This is a genomic window from Pseudomonas sp. Ost2 (assembly GCF_018326065.1).
In the GTDB taxonomy this organism is placed as follows: Bacteria; Pseudomonadota; Gammaproteobacteria; order Pseudomonadales; family Pseudomonadaceae; genus Aquipseudomonas; species Aquipseudomonas gingeri.
In genome coordinates this window covers 147622-167052 of sequence record NZ_AP021904.1, presented here as the reverse complement: position 1 = coordinate 167052, position 19431 = coordinate 147622, and the positions used below count along the sequence as shown (strand labels likewise).

The 19431-nt window shown below is 65.1% G+C and carries 14 protein-coding genes; 3 read left to right on the top strand and 11 right to left on the bottom strand.

The window, feature by feature from the left end; genetic code table 11:
* Positions 1-714: a slipin family protein gene (locus KI243_RS00760; RefSeq protein ID WP_244861878.1), complete on the top strand. Its 714-nt coding sequence runs from the start codon at positions 1-3 to the stop codon at positions 712-714.
* Positions 715-718: 4 nt separating this feature from the next.
* On the opposite strand, the gene KI243_RS00755 is transcribed toward KI243_RS00760, so the two are convergent.
* The 7 genes from KI243_RS00755 to KI243_RS00725 all read right to left on the bottom strand — a co-directional run bounded on the left by KI243_RS00755 (position 719) and on the right by KI243_RS00725 (position 13294).
* Positions 719-1651 (bottom strand): sulfotransferase family protein, encoded by a 933-nt coding sequence (locus KI243_RS00755; RefSeq protein WP_212810335.1) that lies wholly within the window; start codon positions 1649-1651, stop codon positions 719-721.
* Positions 1639-2427 carry an aspartyl/asparaginyl beta-hydroxylase domain-containing protein gene (locus tag KI243_RS00750; protein WP_042934754.1) on the bottom strand — a complete coding sequence of 263 codons (789 nt, stop codon included), beginning with the start codon at positions 2425-2427 and terminating at the stop codon, positions 1639-1641. Before KI243_RS00750 ends, KI243_RS00755 begins: the two co-directional genes overlap by 13 nt.
* Positions 2424-3023 carry an adenylyl-sulfate kinase gene (gene cysC / locus KI243_RS00745; RefSeq protein ID WP_177128047.1) on the bottom strand — a complete coding sequence of 200 codons (600 nt, stop codon included), beginning with the start codon at positions 3021-3023 and terminating at the stop codon, positions 2424-2426. The genes KI243_RS00750 and cysC overlap by 4 nt, the downstream gene beginning before the upstream one ends.
* Positions 3007-4503: a TolC family protein gene (locus KI243_RS00740; protein ID WP_177106878.1), complete on the bottom strand. Its 1497-nt coding sequence runs from the start codon at positions 4501-4503 to the stop codon at positions 3007-3009. Before KI243_RS00740 ends, cysC begins: the two co-directional genes overlap by 17 nt.
* Positions 4504-4599: 96 nt before the next feature.
* Positions 4600-10647: an Ig-like domain-containing protein gene (locus KI243_RS00735; RefSeq protein ID WP_212810334.1), complete on the bottom strand. Its 6048-nt coding sequence runs from the start codon at positions 10645-10647 to the stop codon at positions 4600-4602.
* Between the two features lie 48 nt (positions 10648-10695).
* Positions 10696-11541, bottom strand: a complete 846-nt coding sequence (locus KI243_RS00730; RefSeq protein ID WP_177083780.1) for a sulfotransferase — start codon at positions 11539-11541, stop codon at positions 10696-10698.
* A gap of 166 nt (positions 11542-11707) precedes the next feature.
* Positions 11708-13294 (bottom strand): glycosyltransferase family 39 protein, encoded by a 1587-nt coding sequence (locus tag KI243_RS00725; protein WP_212810333.1) that lies wholly within the window; start codon positions 13292-13294, stop codon positions 11708-11710.
* 222 nt (positions 13295-13516) lie between these two features.
* Here KI243_RS00725 and KI243_RS00720 point away from each other — a divergent pair, with 222 nt between their 5' ends.
* Together KI243_RS00720 and KI243_RS00715 are read left to right on the top strand one after the other, a co-directional pair.
* Positions 13517-14107 (top strand): tail fiber protein, encoded by a 591-nt coding sequence (locus KI243_RS00720; protein WP_177083784.1) that lies wholly within the window; start codon positions 13517-13519, stop codon positions 14105-14107.
* Positions 14108-14241: 134 nt separating this feature from the next.
* On the top strand, positions 14242-14553 hold the full coding sequence (locus KI243_RS00715) for a hypothetical protein (protein WP_017124782.1): 312 nt from the start codon (positions 14242-14244) through the stop codon (positions 14551-14553).
* Here KI243_RS00715 and KI243_RS00710 read toward each other — a convergent pair.
* The 4 genes from KI243_RS00710 to KI243_RS00695 are packed head-to-tail and all read right to left on the bottom strand — an operon-like array spanning position 14546 to position 19267.
* Entirely contained in the window at positions 14546-15040 is a 495-nt protein-coding gene (locus tag KI243_RS00710; protein ID WP_177083786.1) for a GNAT family N-acetyltransferase, read from the bottom strand. The two genes, KI243_RS00715 and KI243_RS00710, sit on opposite strands and share 8 nt — an antisense overlap.
* Before the next feature lie 29 nt (positions 15041-15069).
* Positions 15070-17166 carry a biotin/lipoyl-binding protein gene (locus tag KI243_RS00705; protein WP_177083788.1) on the bottom strand — a complete coding sequence of 699 codons (2097 nt, stop codon included), beginning with the start codon at positions 17164-17166 and terminating at the stop codon, positions 15070-15072.
* Positions 17166-18488: an HlyD family efflux transporter periplasmic adaptor subunit gene (locus tag KI243_RS00700; protein ID WP_177083790.1), complete on the bottom strand. Its 1323-nt coding sequence runs from the start codon at positions 18486-18488 to the stop codon at positions 17166-17168. Before KI243_RS00700 ends, KI243_RS00705 begins: the two co-directional genes overlap by 1 nt.
* Entirely contained in the window at positions 18485-19267 is a 783-nt protein-coding gene (locus KI243_RS00695; protein WP_017124787.1) for an efflux RND transporter periplasmic adaptor subunit, read from the bottom strand. The genes KI243_RS00700 and KI243_RS00695 overlap by 4 nt, the downstream gene beginning before the upstream one ends.
* Positions 19268-19431: the final 164 nt, after the last annotated feature.

Below are 19431 nucleotides of genomic sequence, written 5' to 3'. Positions count from 1 at the left end.
ATGCTGGCGGCCTCGACCTTTCGCATCCTGCGTGAATACGAACGTGGGGTGGTATTCCAGCTCGGGCGCTTCTGGCAGGTCAAGGGACCGGGGCTGATCCTGCTGATCCCGCTGGTGCAGCAGATGGTCCGGGTGGACCTGCGCACCGTGGTGCTGGATATACCGCCCCAGGATGTGATCACCCGCGACAACGTCTCGGTCAAGGTCAACGCGGTGCTGTATTTCCGCGTGCTCGACCCGCAGAAGGCGATTATCCAGGTCGAGGATTTTCTCGCCGCCACCAGCCAGCTGGCACAGACGACCTTGCGTGCGGTGCTGGGCAAGCATGAGCTGGATGAACTGCTGGCCGAACGCGAGCGCCTGAACACCGATATCCAGCACGTGCTCGATGCGCAGACCGATGCCTGGGGGATCAAGGTGGCGAATGTCGAGATCAAGCACGTCGACCTCAACGAGTCGATGATCCGCGCCATCGCCCGGCAAGCCGAGGCCGAGCGTGAACGGCGGGCCAAGGTGATCCACGCCGAAGGTGAATTGCAGGCCTCGGAGAAACTCATGCAGGCGGCCGAGATGCTCGGACGCCAGCCGGGCGCCATGCAACTGCGCTATATGCAGACACTGGGGGCGATTGCCGGGGACAAGACCTCGACCATCGTCTTCCCGTTGCCGATCGAGTTGCTCAAGGGCATGGCGGATCTGTCGTCGAAATCCTGAAAGGTCAGGGGCAACGCAGGCGTTCCAGCGCCTCATAGGGCGCCTGGGCCCAGGCTGACACCCGCTCCCGGAGCTGTGCGGAGGCCTCGCGGTGCTTGTCCTGGCTGTCGGGCACAAACACCTGGGCGGGCTGTTTGGCGTGTTGTCCGACCGACGCGAAAACCCGCTGTCGCTGCCCGGCATCCAGGGCAAACAAATCCGCCAGATGCCCGTCCATGGCCGCCGGCAATTCGCTGTAGTTCACCGGCACGCCACCCGACGCCCGGCAATGCTCCAGCCCCTGCCGGAAAATCCGTCCCAGCCGCCGGGCGATATAGTCTTCCCGCGAGTCGTCCTGCCCCGCGGTATCCAGCGAACTGGCGCCGATCATCCCCGGGACCATGTGCATGCCCGCCCGACGCCAATGGGACACGGCGATTTCCAGCGGGTCACGGTATACGAACAACCAGGGCGTGGCGGGAAAGCATTCGCGCAGCAACGGCAGCTCACCGATATTCCAGGCGTCGAGCTTGATCACCAGTTTGCGTTCACCACCACGCCGCAATTGGCCGTAGGCCGCCAGCAGGCCACGCAACGCTGCCTGTCGCTCTCGCGGCTCGAATGTCCCGCGCAACAGGGTATCCAGCGCCGGAGGTTCGGAGATGACGATAGCCTCGTCGAGTTGCGCCAGCATCTGGCCGAGCAAGGTCGAACCGCAACGCGAGGCGTGGTAGATAAAGGCCGTCGGGGCCACTGCCGGGGCACGCCACTCGCTGAGTGCCGCCAGGGACGTTTCACGACGGAATGCCTGGTTGAACGGCAGGCGTAGCGTGTCGTCCACCGCTTCGCGAAAAAACGGCTGGTCGAGCGGGCGCGCACCGAACCAGCACCAGTCCACCCGCCACTCGCCGGCCTGCTGCCAGAGGCGGATCGGCAGCCAGTCCTTCAGGCCATCCATTGCTGGCTCCAGCGGCTGCGGCCCTGGCGCATCGCCGAACGGATATCTTCACGGCCGAAGCGCAGGCCGCGCTCGCCCGCCAATTGCAGGGTACGGGCGATAAAGGCTTCGCTGTCCTCCAGAACCTGCAAGGCCTGGCATAACGCCGGATCGTTCTCCAGCAAGGTCCGAAACCGCGCCAAGTCCGCGGCGGCCCGGCCGATACCCGGCGCCGGCGTCGTCGCCAGGCCATTGGCGATCTGCTGCTCCAGCCAGCGGTTGGGACGACAATCGAGCACCAGGTGAATCCGCTCGTCCTCGCCCCAGTTATCGACGCCGTGGGGCCGCGACAGATCGAGAAACCAGCACTCACCGGCCTGCATCGGAATACGTTGCCCATCGAGCATGAAGTCCACATCCGGCGGGCTGAGCAGGGGAATGTGCAGTCGTCGGTCCGCGTCCGGCGCACCCAGGTCGTAGTCGCGATGCTCGTGAATCCGCCCGCCCGGCCCCAGGCGCAGCAACCGCGCCGAACGTATCTCCAGGGGTAGGTCCAGGGCCGCCGCCCAGGTCGCATCCAGCAACCAGGGCTCGCGCTCGGTCGGCGCACCGGCCCCGGGCGCCAGCTCGCTCAAGGCATCCGCCGCCGAAATCAGCGCGACGCCACTCCAGTCACCGTCGTAGTAATCGGCATTGAAGTGGGCTTTCCAGGCCGGTCCGGCGATACGAGAAAGGGCCTGCAGCAGCAGCGGCAAAGCCACCACCACAGGCAAACGGGAAAAGGCCGGCAGGCTCAGGGAATCACCCCGGATGACTGCAGGTGGTCCAGCAGTTGCTCGACGCAGGCCTGCACCGAAAGAAGCCCGGTATCGAGGATCAGATCAGGTGCGTGCGGCACGTCATAAGGCGCGGAAATCCCAGTGAAACTCGCCAACTCACCGCGCCGGGCGCGGGCGTAGTGCCCTTTCGGATCGCGCCCTTCGCAGACCTGCAATGACGCGCTGCACCAGACTTCACGATAATCCTCACCCAGGCGCCGGGCGAACAGTTCACGCAGATCGGCCTGGGGCGCGATCATCGCCAGGATCACGATCTGGCCGTTGTCCACCAGCAGTCCGGCCAGCTCGCTGGCACGACGGATATTCTCCTGGCGATCACGCTCGGCAAACCCCAGGTCGCGATTCAAACCGCCACGCAAGACGTCGCCGTCCAGCACCAGGCATTGCAGTCCCCGCTCGAACAACGCGGCCTGCAGTGCCTGGGCCACGGTCGACTTGCCCGCCGCCGGCAAGCCGGTCAGCAGGATCGCCGTGCCGCGATGACCGTTGCGGGCCTCGCGCTGGCCGCGGCTGATACTTGCCCGCGGCGCCAGCAGGTTACTGTCCTTCGGCATGGGTCACAGGCACGCTGATATTGCCGGCCGCCCACTGCGACTCGCGCGTCGCCATGGCCCCGGCAATCGACGCCACCTTGGTCGACGAGACTTCCGCCGGCAACGGATCCAGCCCGGCGCTGGCGAAGATCTGGCCATAGGCGTTGCGCAGGTCGGCATAGGCCAGGTCGCGGCGCAGGTCGGCTTGCAGGGTGTTGAGTTCGCCCTGGATCAGGTCCAGTTCACCCAGCCCGGCAGCCTGGTAACGGTTGCGCAGCTGGCCGACGATCTGCCCGTCGATATTCGACAGTTGCTGGCTGGTCTTGAACTGGCGCAACGCCTCGCGGTAGTTGGCGTTGGCCACGTAGAGCTGCGCCAGCACGGCGATCGACATCGCCTGGCGGCGCGCGGTCGCCACTTCCTCACCGGCCTTGGCCACATCGATGGCCGCCGGGGCGGAGATCACGTTGAACAGGTTCCAGGTGACCTTGACGCCGAAGTCCGCCCACTTGTCATTGACCAGGAACGAGTTGCTGTCGTAGTGACCACCGGCCGAGAATTCCAGGCCCGGCAGCAGGCGCAGCATGGCCTTGCGGGTTTCGGCGGAGCTGATACGGCTCTGGTAGTCCTGCTCGCGCAGTTCCGGACGGCTGGCCAGGGCCTCGTGTTCCAGCTGGGCCATATCGACCTTGAGCTCCGGAATCGCGTAATCATCCGGCGTCGCCAGGGTCAGGTCGGTGCCCAGGGGCAGGTTGATCAGGGTCGCCAGCTCGGTCTTGGCCAGGGACAGCGCCTTGCGCTGTTCTTCCAGCTGGCGGGTCGCCTCGATCAGCGAACGCTGGTAACTCAGGGCCTGGATCGGGTCGCCGATGCGCTGTTCGCTCATCTTCTGGCTGTTGCCCTGCGCCGCCTCGACCCGCGCCATCAGGCTGTCGATCTGCTTGAGCAGGCGTTCGGCCGCCACTGCCCGCCAATAGGCCGAGCGCACGTCCTGGACGATGGTGTTGATCACCTTGCGCCGACGTTCCTGGACGATCAGGCGCTGGTCACCCTGCTGCTTGGCGCTGATATAACTGACGCCGAAGTCGAGCACGTTCCAGACCATGGTCAGGTCGGCGACACGACGGTTCTTGTCCTGGGAGGTCGAGGGTTCCAGGGACTGGGTATGAGTCTCCACGCTTTCGCTACTGGAACCGCTGACATTGTTACGCCCGGCATAACCGGCCGAGAGTGCCATGCGCGGCAGCATGTCGAAGCTGGCGAGGTCCAGCTGACGCTTGGACAGCGCCTCCTCCATGATCTTCAGGCGCCCCTCGAGGTTGTATTTCACCGCACGGGCCATGGCTTCGTGCAGGGTCAGCGGACCACTGAGGGGTTCCTGATCCCTGTACATGCTCTGCAGATCGGTTTTGGCGCGTTGTTCACTGACACTGCGATCGATCGGCTGGCTGGTGACGGCACAACCGCTGACTACCAGCGCCAGCAAGCTGACGCTGAACAACTTCTGACTTCTTCTCATTCCCTGGCACCGCCCCTGACTACCGCTCTCTATTTTTATAGGCGCCGACAACGGTCGGCGCAGATCTCAGTTAATTGTTCAGGCCGGCATTTCGCTGACGCCGACCTGTTCCAGAGCCCAGGCTAGTTCATGCAACTGTTTCTGCTCGGAATCTTTGAGCTGCTGCAATTGCTGGCCGAGGGTCGGCGCACCGAAAATCCCGCGCAGGCCCTGGGACGGATCGCCCAGGCTCTTGCTGCCCTGGCGCTCGAAGGCCTTGAAGCCCGCGCTGTCGCTGTTCGACTCGCGGTTGAACAACCCTGACAGGGTGCTGCTGCCAAACACCCCGCCATCGCCGCCGCCAAAGCCGAGGAAGCCGCTGCCACTGCCGTCGCCACCGCTGTCGGTGCTGAACACCTGGGCGATGAAGCTCGGGGCCAGGGCACCGTTCCTGATGAAGATATTGCCGATCGGTGGCAGGCCACCGCCGACATCGCGCTGTTCGAACAGCGGCGGGAAGCCGATGGGCGAGCCGAGGTTGCCATTCGGTGGACCAAAGACGACCGGTTGCAACGGTACGTTCGGTAGGTCCGCTGGCGGTGCCGGATCGGTGATCCGGAACTGCGGGTCGCCGCCCAGGGACACCGTGGTGATCCCGTAGTTGTTGGAGTTGGCGTAACCCGTGCCGGCGTTGCCCGCCAGGTCGGTGACCAGGCTGGTGTCGAGGGTGATGAAATTGCTCGGGTCGGTGATGTTCGCCGTCGGGGTCAGGGTCGCGGTCCAGGTCTTGCCGCCGTCGCTGGAGGCCAGGTTGGACAGCACACCGTTGGCCACGCTCAGGTCCGACAGGTCGAAACCGGTGACTTTCTCGCTGAAGGTGAAGGTCACGGTGGTGGTCTGGCCGGCGGTCAGGTTCGGGTTGGCGACCACGATGGTGGCCGTCGGCAGGTCGGCGTCGACCCCGAAGTTGTTGGAGATGGCGATCCCCGCGCCCGTGTTGCCGGCACCATCGCTGACCAGGCTGGTATCGAGCACGATCAGGTTGGTCGCGTCGGTGACGCCCACGGTCGGGGTCAGGGTCGCGGTCCAGGTCTTGCCGCCATCGCTGCTGGCCAGGTTGGATAGGGTGCCGTTGGCCACGCTCAGATCCGACAGGTCGAAGCCGCTGACCACCTCGCTGAAGGTGATGGTCACCGTGGTGGTCTGACCGATGCCGATGTGGTCGTTGGCCACCGAAATGGTCGCGGTCGGCGACTGGGTGTCGACGCTGTAGTTGTTGGAACTGGTGGTACCCAGGCCGGTGTTGCCCGAGGCGTTCGCCACGCCGCTGTTATTCAGGACGATAACGTTGCTGGTATCGGTGATATTGCTGGTCGGGGTCAGTGTCGCCGTCCAGGTGATACCGCCGTCGCCGCTGGTGAGGTTGCTCAAGGTGCCACTGGCCACGCTCAGGTCGGTGGCGTCGAAACCGCTGACGGCCTCGCTGAAGGTAATGGTCACCGTCGAGGTCTCGCCGACCTTGAGGGCGTTGTCCGCCACGACGATGGTCGCGGTCGGCCGTACCGTATCGATGGTGAAGTTGGCCGAGGAGGTGGAGCCCGTGCCGGCGTTGCCCGCCAGGTCCGTGTAGCCGGCGTTGTTCAGGCTGATGAGGTTGGTGGTGTCGTTGATGTTGCTGGTCGGGGTGAAGGTCGCGGTCCAGGTGATGCCACCATCGCTGCTGGTCATCGCGCTCAACGTGCCATTGGGCACGGTCAGGTCGCTGTTGTCGAAACCGGTCACCGCCTCGCTGAAGGTGATGGTCACCTGCGAGGTTTCGCCCGCCGTGAGCACCGGATCGGCCATCACGATAGTCGCGGTCGGCCGCTGGCTGTCGATGGCGTAGCTGTTGGATTCGCTGGTTCCGGAACCGCTGTTGCCGGCGATGTCGACCACGCCGGTGTTGTCCAGGACGATGTGATTGTTGTTCTGAGTGATGCCCGCCACCGGCGTAAGGGTCGCGGTATAGGTGATGTTGTCGCTGGTGCTCAGGTTGCTCAGGGTGCCGTTGTCGGTGGTCAGGTCGGCCAGGCTGAGCCCGGTCACCGCCTCGCTGAAGGTGATGGTCACCACGGACGTACCGCCGATGCCCAGGTGGTCGGTCGTCACCACGACAGTGGCGGTCGGACGCTGGGTGTCGATGGCAAAGTTGTTCGATGCGGAGGAGCCGATGCCGACATTGCCCGAAACCACTGCCTGGACCCCGCTGTTGTCCAGGGTGATCTGGTTGGTGGCGTCGGTGAGATTGGTGCTCGGCGTAAAGGTGGCGGTCCAGGTGATGCCACCATCGTTGGTGTTCACCGCGCTCAGGGTACCGTTGGTAATGGTCAGGTCGGCATTGCTGAAGCCGGTGACCGCCTCGTTGAAGGTGATGGTCACCAGGGACGTGCCACCGATATTCAACGCCGGGCTAGCCACCACGATGCTCGCCGTGGGCAGCACGGTGTCGATGGTGAAGTTGGCCGAGTTGGTGCTGCCCGTGCCCGCGTTGCCGGCGAGGTCGGCGATACCGGTATTGGCCAGGGTGATGGCGTTGGTCGCGCTGTTGGTGTTCGTGCCTGGCGTGAAGGTCGCGGTCCAGGTAATGCCGTCGGCGCTGCTCAAGCCGCTCAGGCTGCCATGGCTGGTACTCAGGTCGGCCAGGGTGAAACCGGTCACCGCTTCGCTGAAGGTGATGGTCACCAGCGAGGTTTCCCCGGCGGTGAGCACCGGATCGGCGACGACTATGGTCGCGGTCGGCCGCTGGGTGTCGATGCTGTAGTTGTTGGAAACGGTGGAGCCGGTGCCGATATTGCCGCTGGTGTCGCTGTAGGCGGTATTGTCCAGGGTGATGAGGTTGGTGGTATCGGTCGTGCTCGCGCTCGGGGTGAAGGTCGCGGTCCAGGTGATGCCACCGTCGAGGCTACTCACCGCGCTCAGCGTGCCGTTGGCGATGCTCAGGTCGGCGTTGCTGAATCCGACCACGGCTTCCGAGAAGGTAATGGTCACCAGCGAGGTATCGCCGATCTTCAGCGAGTCGTTGGCGATCACCACGGTGGCGGTCGGGCGCACGCCATCGATGGCGACGTTGTTCGACGTGGTGCTGCCACTGCCGGCGTTGCCCGCCGCATCCTGGACCCCGGTATTGTCCAGGGTGATGTGGTTGCTCGCGCTGACGATAGCCGCGGTCGGGGTGAAGGTCGCGGTCCAGGTAATGTTGTCGCTGGTGGTCAGGTTGCTCAGAACGCCGTTGCTCACCGTCAGGTCGGCCAGGGTGAACCCGGTCACCGCTTCGCTGAAGGTGATGGTTACCGGCGAGGTCTGGCCGATGCCCAGGTTGGTGTTGCCGAACACGATGCTCGCGGTGGGTCGCTGGGTGTCGACGGCGTAGGTGTTGGAGTTGGTGCTGCCGCTGCCGGCGTTGCCCGCGCCATCGCTGATCGCGGTGTTGTTCAGGGTGATGAAATCACCGCTGTGGCTGACCCCGGCGGTCGGTGTGAGAACTGCCGTCCAGTGGGTGCCATCGACCTGGACCAGGTTGCTCAGGCTGCCGTTGGACGCCGTCAGGTCGGCCAGACTCAGGTCGTTGACCGTTTCGCTGAAAGTGATGGTCACCTGGGACGAACCGCCGATGTTCAGCGCGGTGTTGGACACCACGATGCTTGCCGTCGGCCGCACGGTATCGATCACATAGGCGTTGGACGTGCTCGTGCCACTGCCGGCGTTGGTTGCGGTATCGGTATAGAGCGTGTTGTCCAGGGTGATGACGTTGCCGCTGCTGTTGTTGCCGGTAGCCGGTGTCAGGGTTGCGGTCCAGTGGATATTGTCGCTGGTACTCAGGTTGCTCAGGGTTCCGTTGGACGCCGTCATGTCCGACAGGCTGAAACCGCTCACCGCCTCGCTGAAGGTGATGTGCACCTGGGACGAGCCACCGACGTTCAATGCCGGACTGTCGACCTGGATGGTCGCGGTCGGGCGCGCGGTGTCGACGGTGTAGCTGTTGGACGCGGTGGTGCCGACGCCGGCCAGACCCAGCGACTGGCTGGTGACACCGGTGTTGTCCAGGATGATCTGGCCGGAGCTGCTGGCAACGTTCGCGTCAGGGGTGAAGGTAGCGGTCCAGGTCTTGCCACTATCGCTGGTGAGCAAATTGCTGAGGCTGCCGTTGGCAACCGTCAGGTCGGCCAGGGTGAAACCGTTCACCGCTTCGCTGAAGGTAATGGTTACCTGCGAAGTGCTGCCGATATGCTGGGCAGGGGTCGCGACCACGATGGTCGCGGTTGGCGCCGGGACATAGGCATTGTCCGACGTACCACCAACATCGTTGAACAGGCCATTGACTGCCGTCGGCTTGTTACCGGCCGTGCCGGCACTGGCCAGGCCGCCGTTGCCGCTGGCGCCCGAGTTGGCGCTGCCGCCCAGGCTCGCGAAGTTGGCTGCGGTGATCAGCACCGTACCCTTGTTCCAGATCGCACCGACGCCCAGGCCGCCGTCGCCGCCATTGGCGGTGCTGCCGCTGTTCAGGGAACCGCCACCGCCACCACCGCCGCCGGCACCGATGTTACCGGTAATCGCCGAGTTGCCGACGATGGTCAATTTGGCGCCAGTGGCGTTGTAGATACCGCCCGCCGCGCCACCGCCCTTGCCGCCAATGGCGTTCCAGCCGGCACCGCCACCACCGCCACCGATCGATATTCCGCCGACGGCCGCTGTGCCGCCGGCACTGCCGTTGGAGTAGCCATAGGGGTTGGTCGAGCCGGCGCCGGCGCTGCCCGAGCCGCCCTTGCCGCCCATCACCACCAGGTTATAACCGCCTCCCGTGCCGCCTTGGTTGGCCGAGCCAGCGCTGCCGGCATAGTTGCCAGTGCCGCTGCCGGTGCTGCCGCCATGCCCGCCGATGCCGTTGCCCAATGCACCGCCACCACCACCGGCGCCACCGACCGCGCCACCGGTGACACCGCCACCGCCACCGCCGCCCGAGGCCGCGTTCGCCGTCACGCTGACATTCTTCAGCGTCAGGTCGCCGAAGTTGCTGATCCCCGCCCCCAGCGAATTGGCCGCGCTGGTGCCGCTGCCGCCATTGCCGCCGTTTCCGGCGATCAGGCCGCGGGTGATCACCAGGCCGTCGAAGGTCACGGTGGTGCCGCTGTTGACCTGGATCACACTGGTCCTGTACTGCCCGTCCAGGGTCACATCGGCGGCGCCGTCATTGTTCAGGTCACCGTCGAGGGTGATGTTCTTGGTGACCACCAACTGACTGTTCAGCACCACGGTCATGGCGCTGTTGAAGGTGACGATATCGCCGTTCTGCGACGACGCCAGCGCAGCGCGCAGGGAGCCGACGCCCGAATCGTTGCCGTTGGTCGCGGTCCAGGTCGCCAGGCCCCACTGGTAGGCGGACATGGATTGCTGCGACAGCACATTGACACTTTCGATGCTGCCGGTGGCAATCTCCAGGGTCCAGTCGCCGCCGACCCCGGTACGATTGGTCGAGGCCGCGACATCGCGCCCGGTGAGTTCGGCCAGGGAGTCGACGAAACTGACGCCGCGCTGCCCTTCGGCCGTGTAGCAGGCATAGATCAGGATATCGCCGCCGGCATTCATGTCCTTGCCGATTTCGGCCAGCACATCGGCCCGGGCCGCGACGTTGTCGGCCGACAGGTAGGTGTTGCCCAGCCACAGGTCGCCGGCATTGCCATGGGCGATCAGTTGCACGGAACTCACACCCTGGTGGGTATCCAGGTAATCGGCGATCTGTTGCAGGCCGTCCTTGCTGCCGTCGAGCATCACCACCTGAGTACCGGGGGCGATGCCCTTGAGCAGGCTGTCGAAGTCCTTGACGCGCGAGTCGACGAACACCACGGTCTGGCCGGGAACGGCAGCAGGTGCGGGCGTCGGGGTGGCATCCGCCTGGGCGTGGGTGTCCTTGCTGGCCGGCGCCTGGTCAGCGGTCGGCGCCTTGGCCGCATCCGCCGTCGGATGACTGTCCGCCGCCGTGGCCACGGTGGCCGCGACCGCGCCGTCGAACAGCATGCGCGGCTCCAGCGACATGATCATGGGTGTGCCCAGGGACTTGGCGCCTTGGATTGTCCGCTTTACCGCCCGCGACTTCTGTTTGCTCCACCACATGCTGCTCACCAGGGATCGAACGTTCTTGGACTCAAATGAAAGCCGCGATCAATTGATCGCGGCCGTGTTTTTCACGCGAATGACATTGGCTGTACTGGCGCTTCCATCAAGCCAGAAGGACAGCTTGGAATACTGTTCGAACAGGTCCGGCGGCAGGATGGTGCGCCGCGACTGCAAGGCGACCTTGCGCTTGACCTTGTGCAGCCCGGCCATGCCCAGTGAATGGTCGAACTCCGGGGCATCGTAGGCCAGGTTGTCGAAATCGTGCTCGAACCAGGGTTCGCCGATAAAGTCGTAGACCAGCCGCATGACCATGTCCGGCGCCTGGCTCAGCAGGTCGTAGTCGATCACCAGCAGGGAGTCGGCGTGTTCGCCGTAATAGGCTTCCTTGAGCGCGGCCCAGGCGAAGCCCACCAGGCGATTGCGCTGGGCCAGGGTCTCGACCCGGCTGTAGACGGTGTTGCGTTCGCCGTCATCGTTGAACAGCTTGGTGTTCTCGAACGGATTGGCGCGATACAGGCGTTCGATGCTGTCCATGACCCAGGCGACATTGCGCACACAGGCGATGACCTTGGACTGGGGGAACAGGTCCATCAGCGCGGGCAGGCGCGCGGACCACTGGCGATTGGTGTCGAAGATCACCGACTTGTCGCTCTTGTCGGCGTAGTAGGAATCGAACAGCCCGGCGAGCAGGCGACGGCGCATGTCGGTGTCGATCACCGAACCGAACTCGCTGCCGGCACTGCATTGGCCCAGCACGCTGGCGAACAGCGACCCGACCGGACTGGTCATGCCGGCATGAAAACGGGGGTTCTGCAGGAGAATGGCGGAGAGCAGGGTGGACCCTGAGCGCGGTAATCCGGAGATAAAGTGAAAACTGCGCAATCCATTCACCGTGACGTAAGTCCATTTGTAGGACAAAGCGTAGCGTAAGGAATTGTTGCGGACTAGTAGTATTTTGACATCAATCGTAGGGACTTTAAGTCGGAAAAGGCCCATAAACACGGGTGTTCATGGGCCTTTTCCGCTGTCTGATGGCTCTATATCAAGCCTCTGGCGGTTAGTGTCCGCTACATGAGGGATGACAGGTCTCATATAAAACCGCCTGGGTGTCGCCCCCCGCGTGCTGGTCGATTTTCCGCCAGCCGGTCGGAATCGTCGGGAACTCGTCCGGCGCCACCCGGCTCATCACCAGCCAGACGCGGCCGTTACCCGCCGGCAGGTCCTCCAGGTGATCGAGATAGACCCCGGCATTTTCATCGACCAGGGTGCCGAAGCCGTAGCTGTTGGGCCGGGTCGACACACCCTGGGCGGTGGGTCGGGTATAGAGGCGGGGCGCCGTCGCACTCTTGTCGTAGTACCACCAGGTCAGGTACCAGAACATGTCGCCCAGGACCACCTGGTCGCCCACGGCCCGGTGCTGGTCCATGTACTCGACCATATTGCTGAACTGGTCGTCGGCGTCCACGGTGTAGTTGTTCTTCAGGCCCACGCCCTCCACCACCAGGATCGTCACCAGCAACAGCCCGGCCAGGACCTTGAAACGCCGCGCCAGCCGGTCGATGAACAGCGCCAGGATGATCGGCAGGGCCAGCGCCGGCACGGTCAGGTAGCGTTCGATGAACACCGGCGAGACAAACGAGACCGCGAAGACCAGCACCAGCGGCAACGCACTGTAGATCACCAGCATCGTGTCGAAGTGATAGCGACTGCGATCGCTCCAGGCCATGTACCCCAGCACCACCGCCATGAAGGCCGGCAGGCTGACGAACAGCCACAGCGGCATGGTTTCACCGTCGTCCTGGGCCATCAGTTGCCAGATCATCGAGGGCAGCGAACGCCAGGTAACCGCCGGTTCCCAGCCGACGTCGCCGCCGACCTTGAGGTCATCCATGTGCAGCACCAGGTCGATCAGGCCTGGCAGCCACGGCAGGAACAGCACGACGATCGCCACGTTGGCCAGCCACCACTCGCGGCGGGCGATATAGCGGTGCGCGCTGCCGGGCTGACGGCGGATCACCAGCAGATAGAGCCAGTGCGACAGCACGCACAGCGCGGAAAAGTAGTGGGTGTAGAACCCGGCCGCCATCAGCAGCGCATAGATCACCAGGTAGCGCTTGCGCTCGGGCGCGCGAACCCAGTACACCAGCGCCACCGTCGCCCCCAGCAGCCATACGCCCATCAGCGAATACATGCGTATTTCCTGGCTGTAGCGCACCGCCGTGGGCAGCAGCGCCAGCAGCAGGCAGGCCAGGAGCGTCGCCCGACGGCCGGCGATCAGCCAGGTCAGCCAGGTGCCGAGGAAGACCGTGATCACCCCGGGCAGCGCGCTCATCAGGCGGATCGACAGGATGGAGTCGCCGAACAGGCCGATCCAGCCATGCAGCAGCGCAAAGTACAGCGGCGGATGGACATCGTGGGCCGCATGCACCCACAGGCCGGACAGCGGGTACTGGGCCAGCAGCAGGCTGGAGCCTTCGTCGCCCCAGATCGCCGCCGCCGTCAGTTGGTGCAGGCGCAACGCCACGGCCAGCACCAGGAGCGGTACCAGCCAGGGTTCGCGAAGCAGCTGTACAAGAGGTTGCGGGTGCGTGACAGACCGACCGTAAAGTCGCGTTGTCGCTTCATCATTACTCGGAACGCCCATCACCACCCTCTGGAAATCAACCACTGCCCCCACTCGGGAAGCATGACCCGGTGATTGTAGGCTAGAACGTCATCGGCTTGCCCGACTGTTCCAATCGCGACCTCTACCCCGCAAAAAAACCGGCAGGTGCCAAGCCAGCGTCTACGCTTTGGGTCGGTGCACAAAAAGCCCGGGCACAACGGGTACCGCACCTCTCCCAACACGGCTGAAGGAAAAGGATCCATGGAAGTATTTCTCGGCACCATCCAGATGTTCGGCTTCAACTTCGCCCCCAGGGGCTGGGCGCTCTGCAGCGGACAACTGCTGGCCCTCTCGCAATACCAGGCACTGTTCGCGGTGATGGGCACGACCTATGGCGGCAATGGCCAGCAGACCTTCGGCCTGCCCAACCTGCAAAGCCGGCTGCCGGTCTGCCAGGGTAACGGGCCGGGCCTGACGCCACGGGTCATGGGCGAAGTCAGCGGCACGGAAAATGTGTCGATCCTGAGCAGCAACCTGCCCACCCAGGTGGTTCCGACCGCCAGCCTGACCGTCAACACCACGATCAACCTGGCGAGCGCCCCGAGCAACGCGGTCACCGCCCCGACCGCCACCAACTCCTACATCGGCGCATCCGCTCCGTCGGGCCCACCCTCGGCGGGTATCTTTTCCGACGCTCAAGGTTCATCGCCAGTCGCCCTGAAAGGTGCCGCCAGCACCATCGCCGGCAACCTGACCATACCGGGTGGCAACCTGCCGCTGGGGACGATGAACCCGTTCCTGGTGGTGAACTTCAGCATCGCCCTGGAAGGAATCTTCCCGTCACGTAACTGATCGGCTGCAAAACTTGTGGGGGCGGGTTTGCCAACGATGGCGTCCGTAAGGTCGATGCAAGACTTGTCGGCCTCATCGCCATCAAGCCGGCTCCCACAAGGGTCCCCACCGACCGTGCCCTATGGAGAACATCGATGCTGCAACAGGTTTCCAACGAACATTTCCAGCCACTGGTGGACCAGCCCTGCCCCCTGCACCTGCCCGACGGCAGCCTGCTGCCGGTGCAGGTCGAGTCGATCCGCCTGCGCCCGCAATCGCAACTGCCGGAGAGTTCGCGCGTGCCTTTCAACGTGATGCTGCGCAGCCTCGGGCCGACGGACTTCGTCGACGGCCTGTGCGCCCTGGAGTTGCCACAAGTGGGGCGTCTCGATGCGGTGTTCGTCTCCCGCGAGCCGCCGCTGGGCCGTGATCCGGCCCTGGGCTACTTCAATATCGTCTTCAACTGACGCCCGGATACCACACCAGCCGCTCGGCGGCCGGTGAACTTTCCTCGACCCGGAACCCCAGCGCCAGGTAATGCTGGCGCGCCTGGGGATTACTGGCCCAGACCACCGTCGCCACCGGGCAGCGCACCTGCTCGGCGGCCTTCTGCACCCCTTGCAGCACGGTACGCCCGAAACCCTTGCCACGGGCCCCCGGAATGAATGCCAGGTAGAGCACGCGGATTTCGTTGGGACCGAAATCGGCACTGAGCACGCCAATCGGGGTGTCGAGCTTTTCCACCACATAATGCATGGCATCGGGGAAGTGCTCGCCGATCCCCTGTTCCTGCACCTGGAACTGATGGGCGATCACCTGCTCGATCAGCTCGGGCTCGGCATCGATCCACTGCAACTCGGGTCGCGCCGACTGGTAGAGGCTTTGCAGAAAAGGCCCGTCGGTGGCCCGCGATGGCCGCATGGACAAGCCTGCGGCGGACGAACTGTTCAACATCGGCTGTACTCCCTGAACCGTTGTAATGACTAGAAACCACTCTCCCGCACACCCAGCGCGGCCATGCGCCGCCAGGCCGTGCCCAGCAAGGACTCGTTGCGCCCTTGCAGCACGGCCACGCCGCGTAGCGGATGGCTCGGCGTCGGCACTTCCTCCAGCAACTTCAGGCGCACCCCGTATTGCGCCTGCACCGGCTCCGGACGACGATTTTCATCGCGCCGCACGGCAATCGGGCCATGGTGATCGGAGGTCAGTGCCTCCTGGTCGATGGCCGCCACGCCATTGGCGTCGACATCCAGCAGTTCCACCGGCCAGGCCGGGCGCATCGGATCGTCGGCGACAAAGCGCCCACTGGCCCCCGGTGCCACGCGCCACAGGTCTTCTTCGGCCAGGTAACCACGCAGGCGGGTGCCTTCCTCGACGATGCGCAACAGCGGCTCCTTGATCGAGACCCAGCGCCCGGCGACCAGTTGCCGCATCAGGTCGCGCACCTGGCCGGCCTGGGGCGCCCGCAGCAACAGGCGCTCGCGCCGGGCCAGCAGACCGCGGTACTCGGCCACCGACTCCGCCAGGCGCTGTTCGAGCACGCCGACGTCCGCTGCCGTTTCGCTGCGCCCGGCCTGGCGACGCATCTGCAATTGCAGGATGTCGATTTCACGACGGACGATGATCAGCCGCGAATCGACATCCGGCGATTCCAGCTCCACCAGTACCGCGCCCTGCTCGACCACCTGGCCATCGTGCACATTGACCTGCTTGACCCGTGCCGCCACCGGCGCATGCAACGCGGTGACCCGGCCGGCCTCGAGCATCGCCGGCACTTCCACGCTGCTGCGCCACGGCACCGCCACCAGCAACAGCAGCGCCAGCAGCCCCAGGCCGCTGAGCAGCACCCGCGGGGTATGCGCCTGCTCGCGCCGCGACCACCACTCACGGGTTTCCTTGAAAATCGGCAGAAAGATGAACCAGCCCAGTTCCACCAGCATCAGGAAGATACCCAGCAATTTGAAAAACAGGTGATAGACCGCCAGGGCGATACCGAAGAACAACGCCGCGCGCCACAGCCAGGAGAGGAAGCCCCACCACAGCAAACGCCGCTGCATGGCCGGTGACCAGGGCTCGGGCGCCGGCTCGTCGTAGCCGAACAGGGTTTCGCGCAAGCGCCAGCGGCACAGGGCGAAGGCCCGGCCCTGGAGGTTGTCGACTTCCCACAGATCGCTGAGCAGAAAATAACCATCGAAGCGCATGAACGGGTTGAGGTTGACCGCCAGGGTGGTCAGCCAGGTGGCGCTGGCAAGCATGAACGCCGCCGTGCGCGCCGGTCCGTCAGGCAGCAGCGACCACGCCAGCAGGGCGATACAGGCCAGCACCAGTTCGGCCATGACCCCGCCGGCACCGATCAGCAGCCGCGCCTTGCGGTCGTTGACCCGCCAGGCATCGCTGACATCGGTGTAGAACAGCGGCAGCAGGACCATGAACGCCACCCCCATGCTCTGTACCCGACAACCGGCACGCTTGGCCATGAAGGCATGGCCGAACTCATGGCAGAGCTTGGCGAAGAACAGCGCCACGCCAAAGGCCAGGGCCCCGCCGAGGCTGAACAGGTGCGGGAAGGTCGAGAGAAAGCGCTCCCAGTCCCGCGATACCAGGAACACGCCGAGCCCGAGGGTCAGCGGCAGGCCGTAGCGCAGCAGGTTCGGGCCGAAACGCTGCAGCCAGGGCCAGGCGCGATTGAGAAAGGCATCCGGGCGCCATAGCGGGATGCGAAAAAACAGGTATTGGTGCAGTGCCATCTGCCACAGGCTCTGGCGTGCGGAGGCGGCCTTCCAGGCATAACTGGCGCGCTGTTCGGGATCGAGCGCGGCAATCAGGTCATGGGCCCGGAGAAAGGCCAGCAGCTCTTCCACCTCGGTCTCGCCCAGGGGCAGGCCCGGCTCGCGGTTGGCGGCCTGCAGCACTTGCGCCGGATCGCCCAGCGACCAATGACGCAGCAGGCGGATGGCCTGGGCGCCGAGCTTGAAGTAGCGCCCGCGCACCGGATCGGCCAGGGTCCAGCGTGGCGAGCCGTCCAGTGCCGTCGACGCGGGCGTCAGTTGCAGGTCCGCCCGCAGGCTGGGCAGGTTCATTACAGGCCGACGCTCTGGCGCAGCCCGGCCAGCGGCCGGCGCAACAGGTACAAGGCCAGCGGCGCGCGCTGGCCGAAGATTTTCGCGGTGCCGCGCAGGCCGATGCGCGGTGGCGGCGAGTCGGTAAACCCGGCGTCGAGCCGATAGGCCAGTTGCCCGGCCGCCGTCGATTGCGCCTCATAGGCCACCCGTTCCAGTCTGGCCGAGTGGCGCTGCAACGGGTCGCTGTCGAGGAACAGTGCCACCTCGGCGTCCGGCTCCAGGGCAATGGCGTCGCCCACCGCCAGTTCGATGCGCAGCTCGGCCTGGCTCGGGTCGGCGATTTCCATGAGCCGCTCGCCGGTCTGCACCGGCTTGCCGGTCCAGCGCTCGGCGTCGGCGAAGACCGCGATGCCATCGCGCTCGGCGCGCACTTCGCTACGCTTGAGCAGTTCGGCGGCGTAATCACGTTCGGCACGCTTCTGCTCGACCCGCGCGGCCAGCAAGTCGATCTTCGAACTCGACTCGGCATCGGCGAAGGCACGCTGGGCATTGGCCTTCAATTCAGCTTCGGCCACCCCCAGGGTGCGCTGGGCCACATCGGCCTGGGCCTTGAGGGTGGTGCTTTCGAAACGCACCAGCAGGTCGCCGGTCTTCACCGCCTGGTTGGGTTTGACCAGGAACTCGGCCACCACGCCGTCCAGCGGTGCCGCCACCACCCGGCCGGCCAGCGGCACGACTTCCGCCGGCGCCAGCACCGATTGGCGCACCGGGATCAGCAGGCTCAGCAACGCCAGCGCCACCAGCAGGACCTGGCGCTTGCGCGTCAACCGCAAACGCCAGGGTCGACGCGGCTGCAACGCCAGCCAGGCATGGCTGTAGGTGTCGCCCAACTGGGCCAGCAGGACCTGCTCGGAAGGGTTCCAGGGATTATCGCGGGCGAACCAGATGCCGCCGAAGACCTCGCCTTTGTGATCGAGCAACGGCAACCAGAACACCTGCGTCGCGGACAGGCTCTGCCAGTCCTCGCGGACCGAGGCGCTGAAGGCGTCCATCGGGACCACGGTCGCGGGCTTGGCCCGTTCCAGCTTGAAAATCTGCGCCACGGCCTGTTCGACAAAGGCGACAAACGGCGCATTTGGTTCCACCGAGCTGACCCCGGTCACCGCCCGCACTTTGCCGGCGATCAACAACGCGGCATGGCGGAAGCCGAACAGCGCCTGGCCGTCGTTGACCAGGCTGTAGGCCAGTTGCTCGGTGGTCCGGGACGCGCGGGTCAGGCGTTCAAGATCGAGGAACTGGGCAAAGACCCGCTCCGCCGCCCCCGCGACCGGCGCGTTCACTTGAGCTCCGCGAAATGCGCCGTGCCGCTCATGCCCGCCAGCAACCCGTCGGCCTTGGGCAGGCTGGCCACCAGCAACAGGGTCTGGCTGCCTTCATCGATACGCGCACCGAGGCGCTTGATGGTCGCGGTCAGCGGCTGGCCGGTTTCATCGGGGACAAAACTGAAGGTCTGTCCGGGCTTGAGCTTGCCCATCCAGCGCGAGGGCACCAGCAGGTGGATTTCCAGGGTACGGTTGTCGACGATCTCCAGCATCGGCGCACCGGCCGAGACACTTTCGTAGCGCTGGACCTTGCGCTGCACGATTTGCCCGTCATAAGGCGCGATCACGCTGCAACGCTTGACCTGGACCTGGTAGACCTGGGCCTGGGCCTGGGTTTCGGCGACCTTGGCTTCGGCGCGGGCCACCTCGAAGCGGCCCACCGAGTTGAGCGAAGCGAGCTGGCGGTTGTGGGCCAGTTCTTCATTGGCGCCTCGACCGGCGGCCTGGGCCGCATTGAGCTGGGCCTGGTAGGCCGAGCAGTCGAAGCGTGCCAGGGTATCGCCCTTGTTGAAGGTCTCGCCTTCGCTGAAGGGCAGCTCGATGATCCGCCCCGACAATTCACTGGCGAGCATCGCCTGGTCCCGCGCGCGCAACACGCCACGGGCCTCGCTGGCCGAGGTCGCATGGGCTCCCGGCGCGGCATTGTCCAACAGCGGATCACCCTCGCTGGCCGCTTGCGCCTGAGTCAGGCACGCCACACAGGACAATCCGAAAACCCAACCCCACAAACGCTGCATAACAGTGACTCCTTGTCGGACAATCGCGAGTCTACGACAGTCAGGTCAAGCGTCAAGCAAATTGCCATCATCCTGATCAACACCATCGATGTGCGGCAGGTCACAGCCTGCGACGCCCCAGCCTGAACAAGCATAGGTGCAGATGCCGGGGTTCGGTATGATGG

Excerpts from the sequence above, each read along its gene's own strand:
- KI243_RS00760 (WP_244861878.1), top strand. The coding sequence starts at position 1 with ATGCTGGCGGCCTCGACCTTTCGCATCCTGCGTGAATACGAACGTGGG.
- KI243_RS00755 (WP_212810335.1), bottom strand. The coding sequence starts at position 1,651 with ATGGATGGCCTGAAGGACTGGCTGCCGATCCGCCTCTGGCAGCAGGCC.
- cysC (WP_177128047.1), bottom strand. The coding sequence starts at position 3,023 with ATGCCGAAGGACAGTAACCTGCTGGCGCCGCGGGCAAGTATCAGCCGC.
- KI243_RS00735 (WP_212810334.1), bottom strand. The coding sequence starts at position 10,647 with ATGTGGTGGAGCAAACAGAAGTCGCGGGCGGTAAAGCGGACAATCCAA.
- KI243_RS00725 (WP_212810333.1), bottom strand. The coding sequence starts at position 13,294 with ATGGGCGTTCCGAGTAATGATGAAGCGACAACGCGACTTTACGGTCGG.
- KI243_RS00720 (WP_177083784.1), top strand. The coding sequence starts at position 13,517 with ATGGAAGTATTTCTCGGCACCATCCAGATGTTCGGCTTCAACTTCGCC.
- KI243_RS00715 (WP_017124782.1), top strand. The coding sequence starts at position 14,242 with ATGCTGCAACAGGTTTCCAACGAACATTTCCAGCCACTGGTGGACCAG.
- KI243_RS00710 (WP_177083786.1), bottom strand. The coding sequence starts at position 15,040 with ATGTTGAACAGTTCGTCCGCCGCAGGCTTGTCCATGCGGCCATCGCGG.
- KI243_RS00705 (WP_177083788.1), bottom strand. The coding sequence starts at position 17,166 with ATGAACCTGCCCAGCCTGCGGGCGGACCTGCAACTGACGCCCGCGTCG.
- KI243_RS00695 (WP_017124787.1), bottom strand. The coding sequence starts at position 19,267 with ATGCAGCGTTTGTGGGGTTGGGTTTTCGGATTGTCCTGTGTGGCGTGC.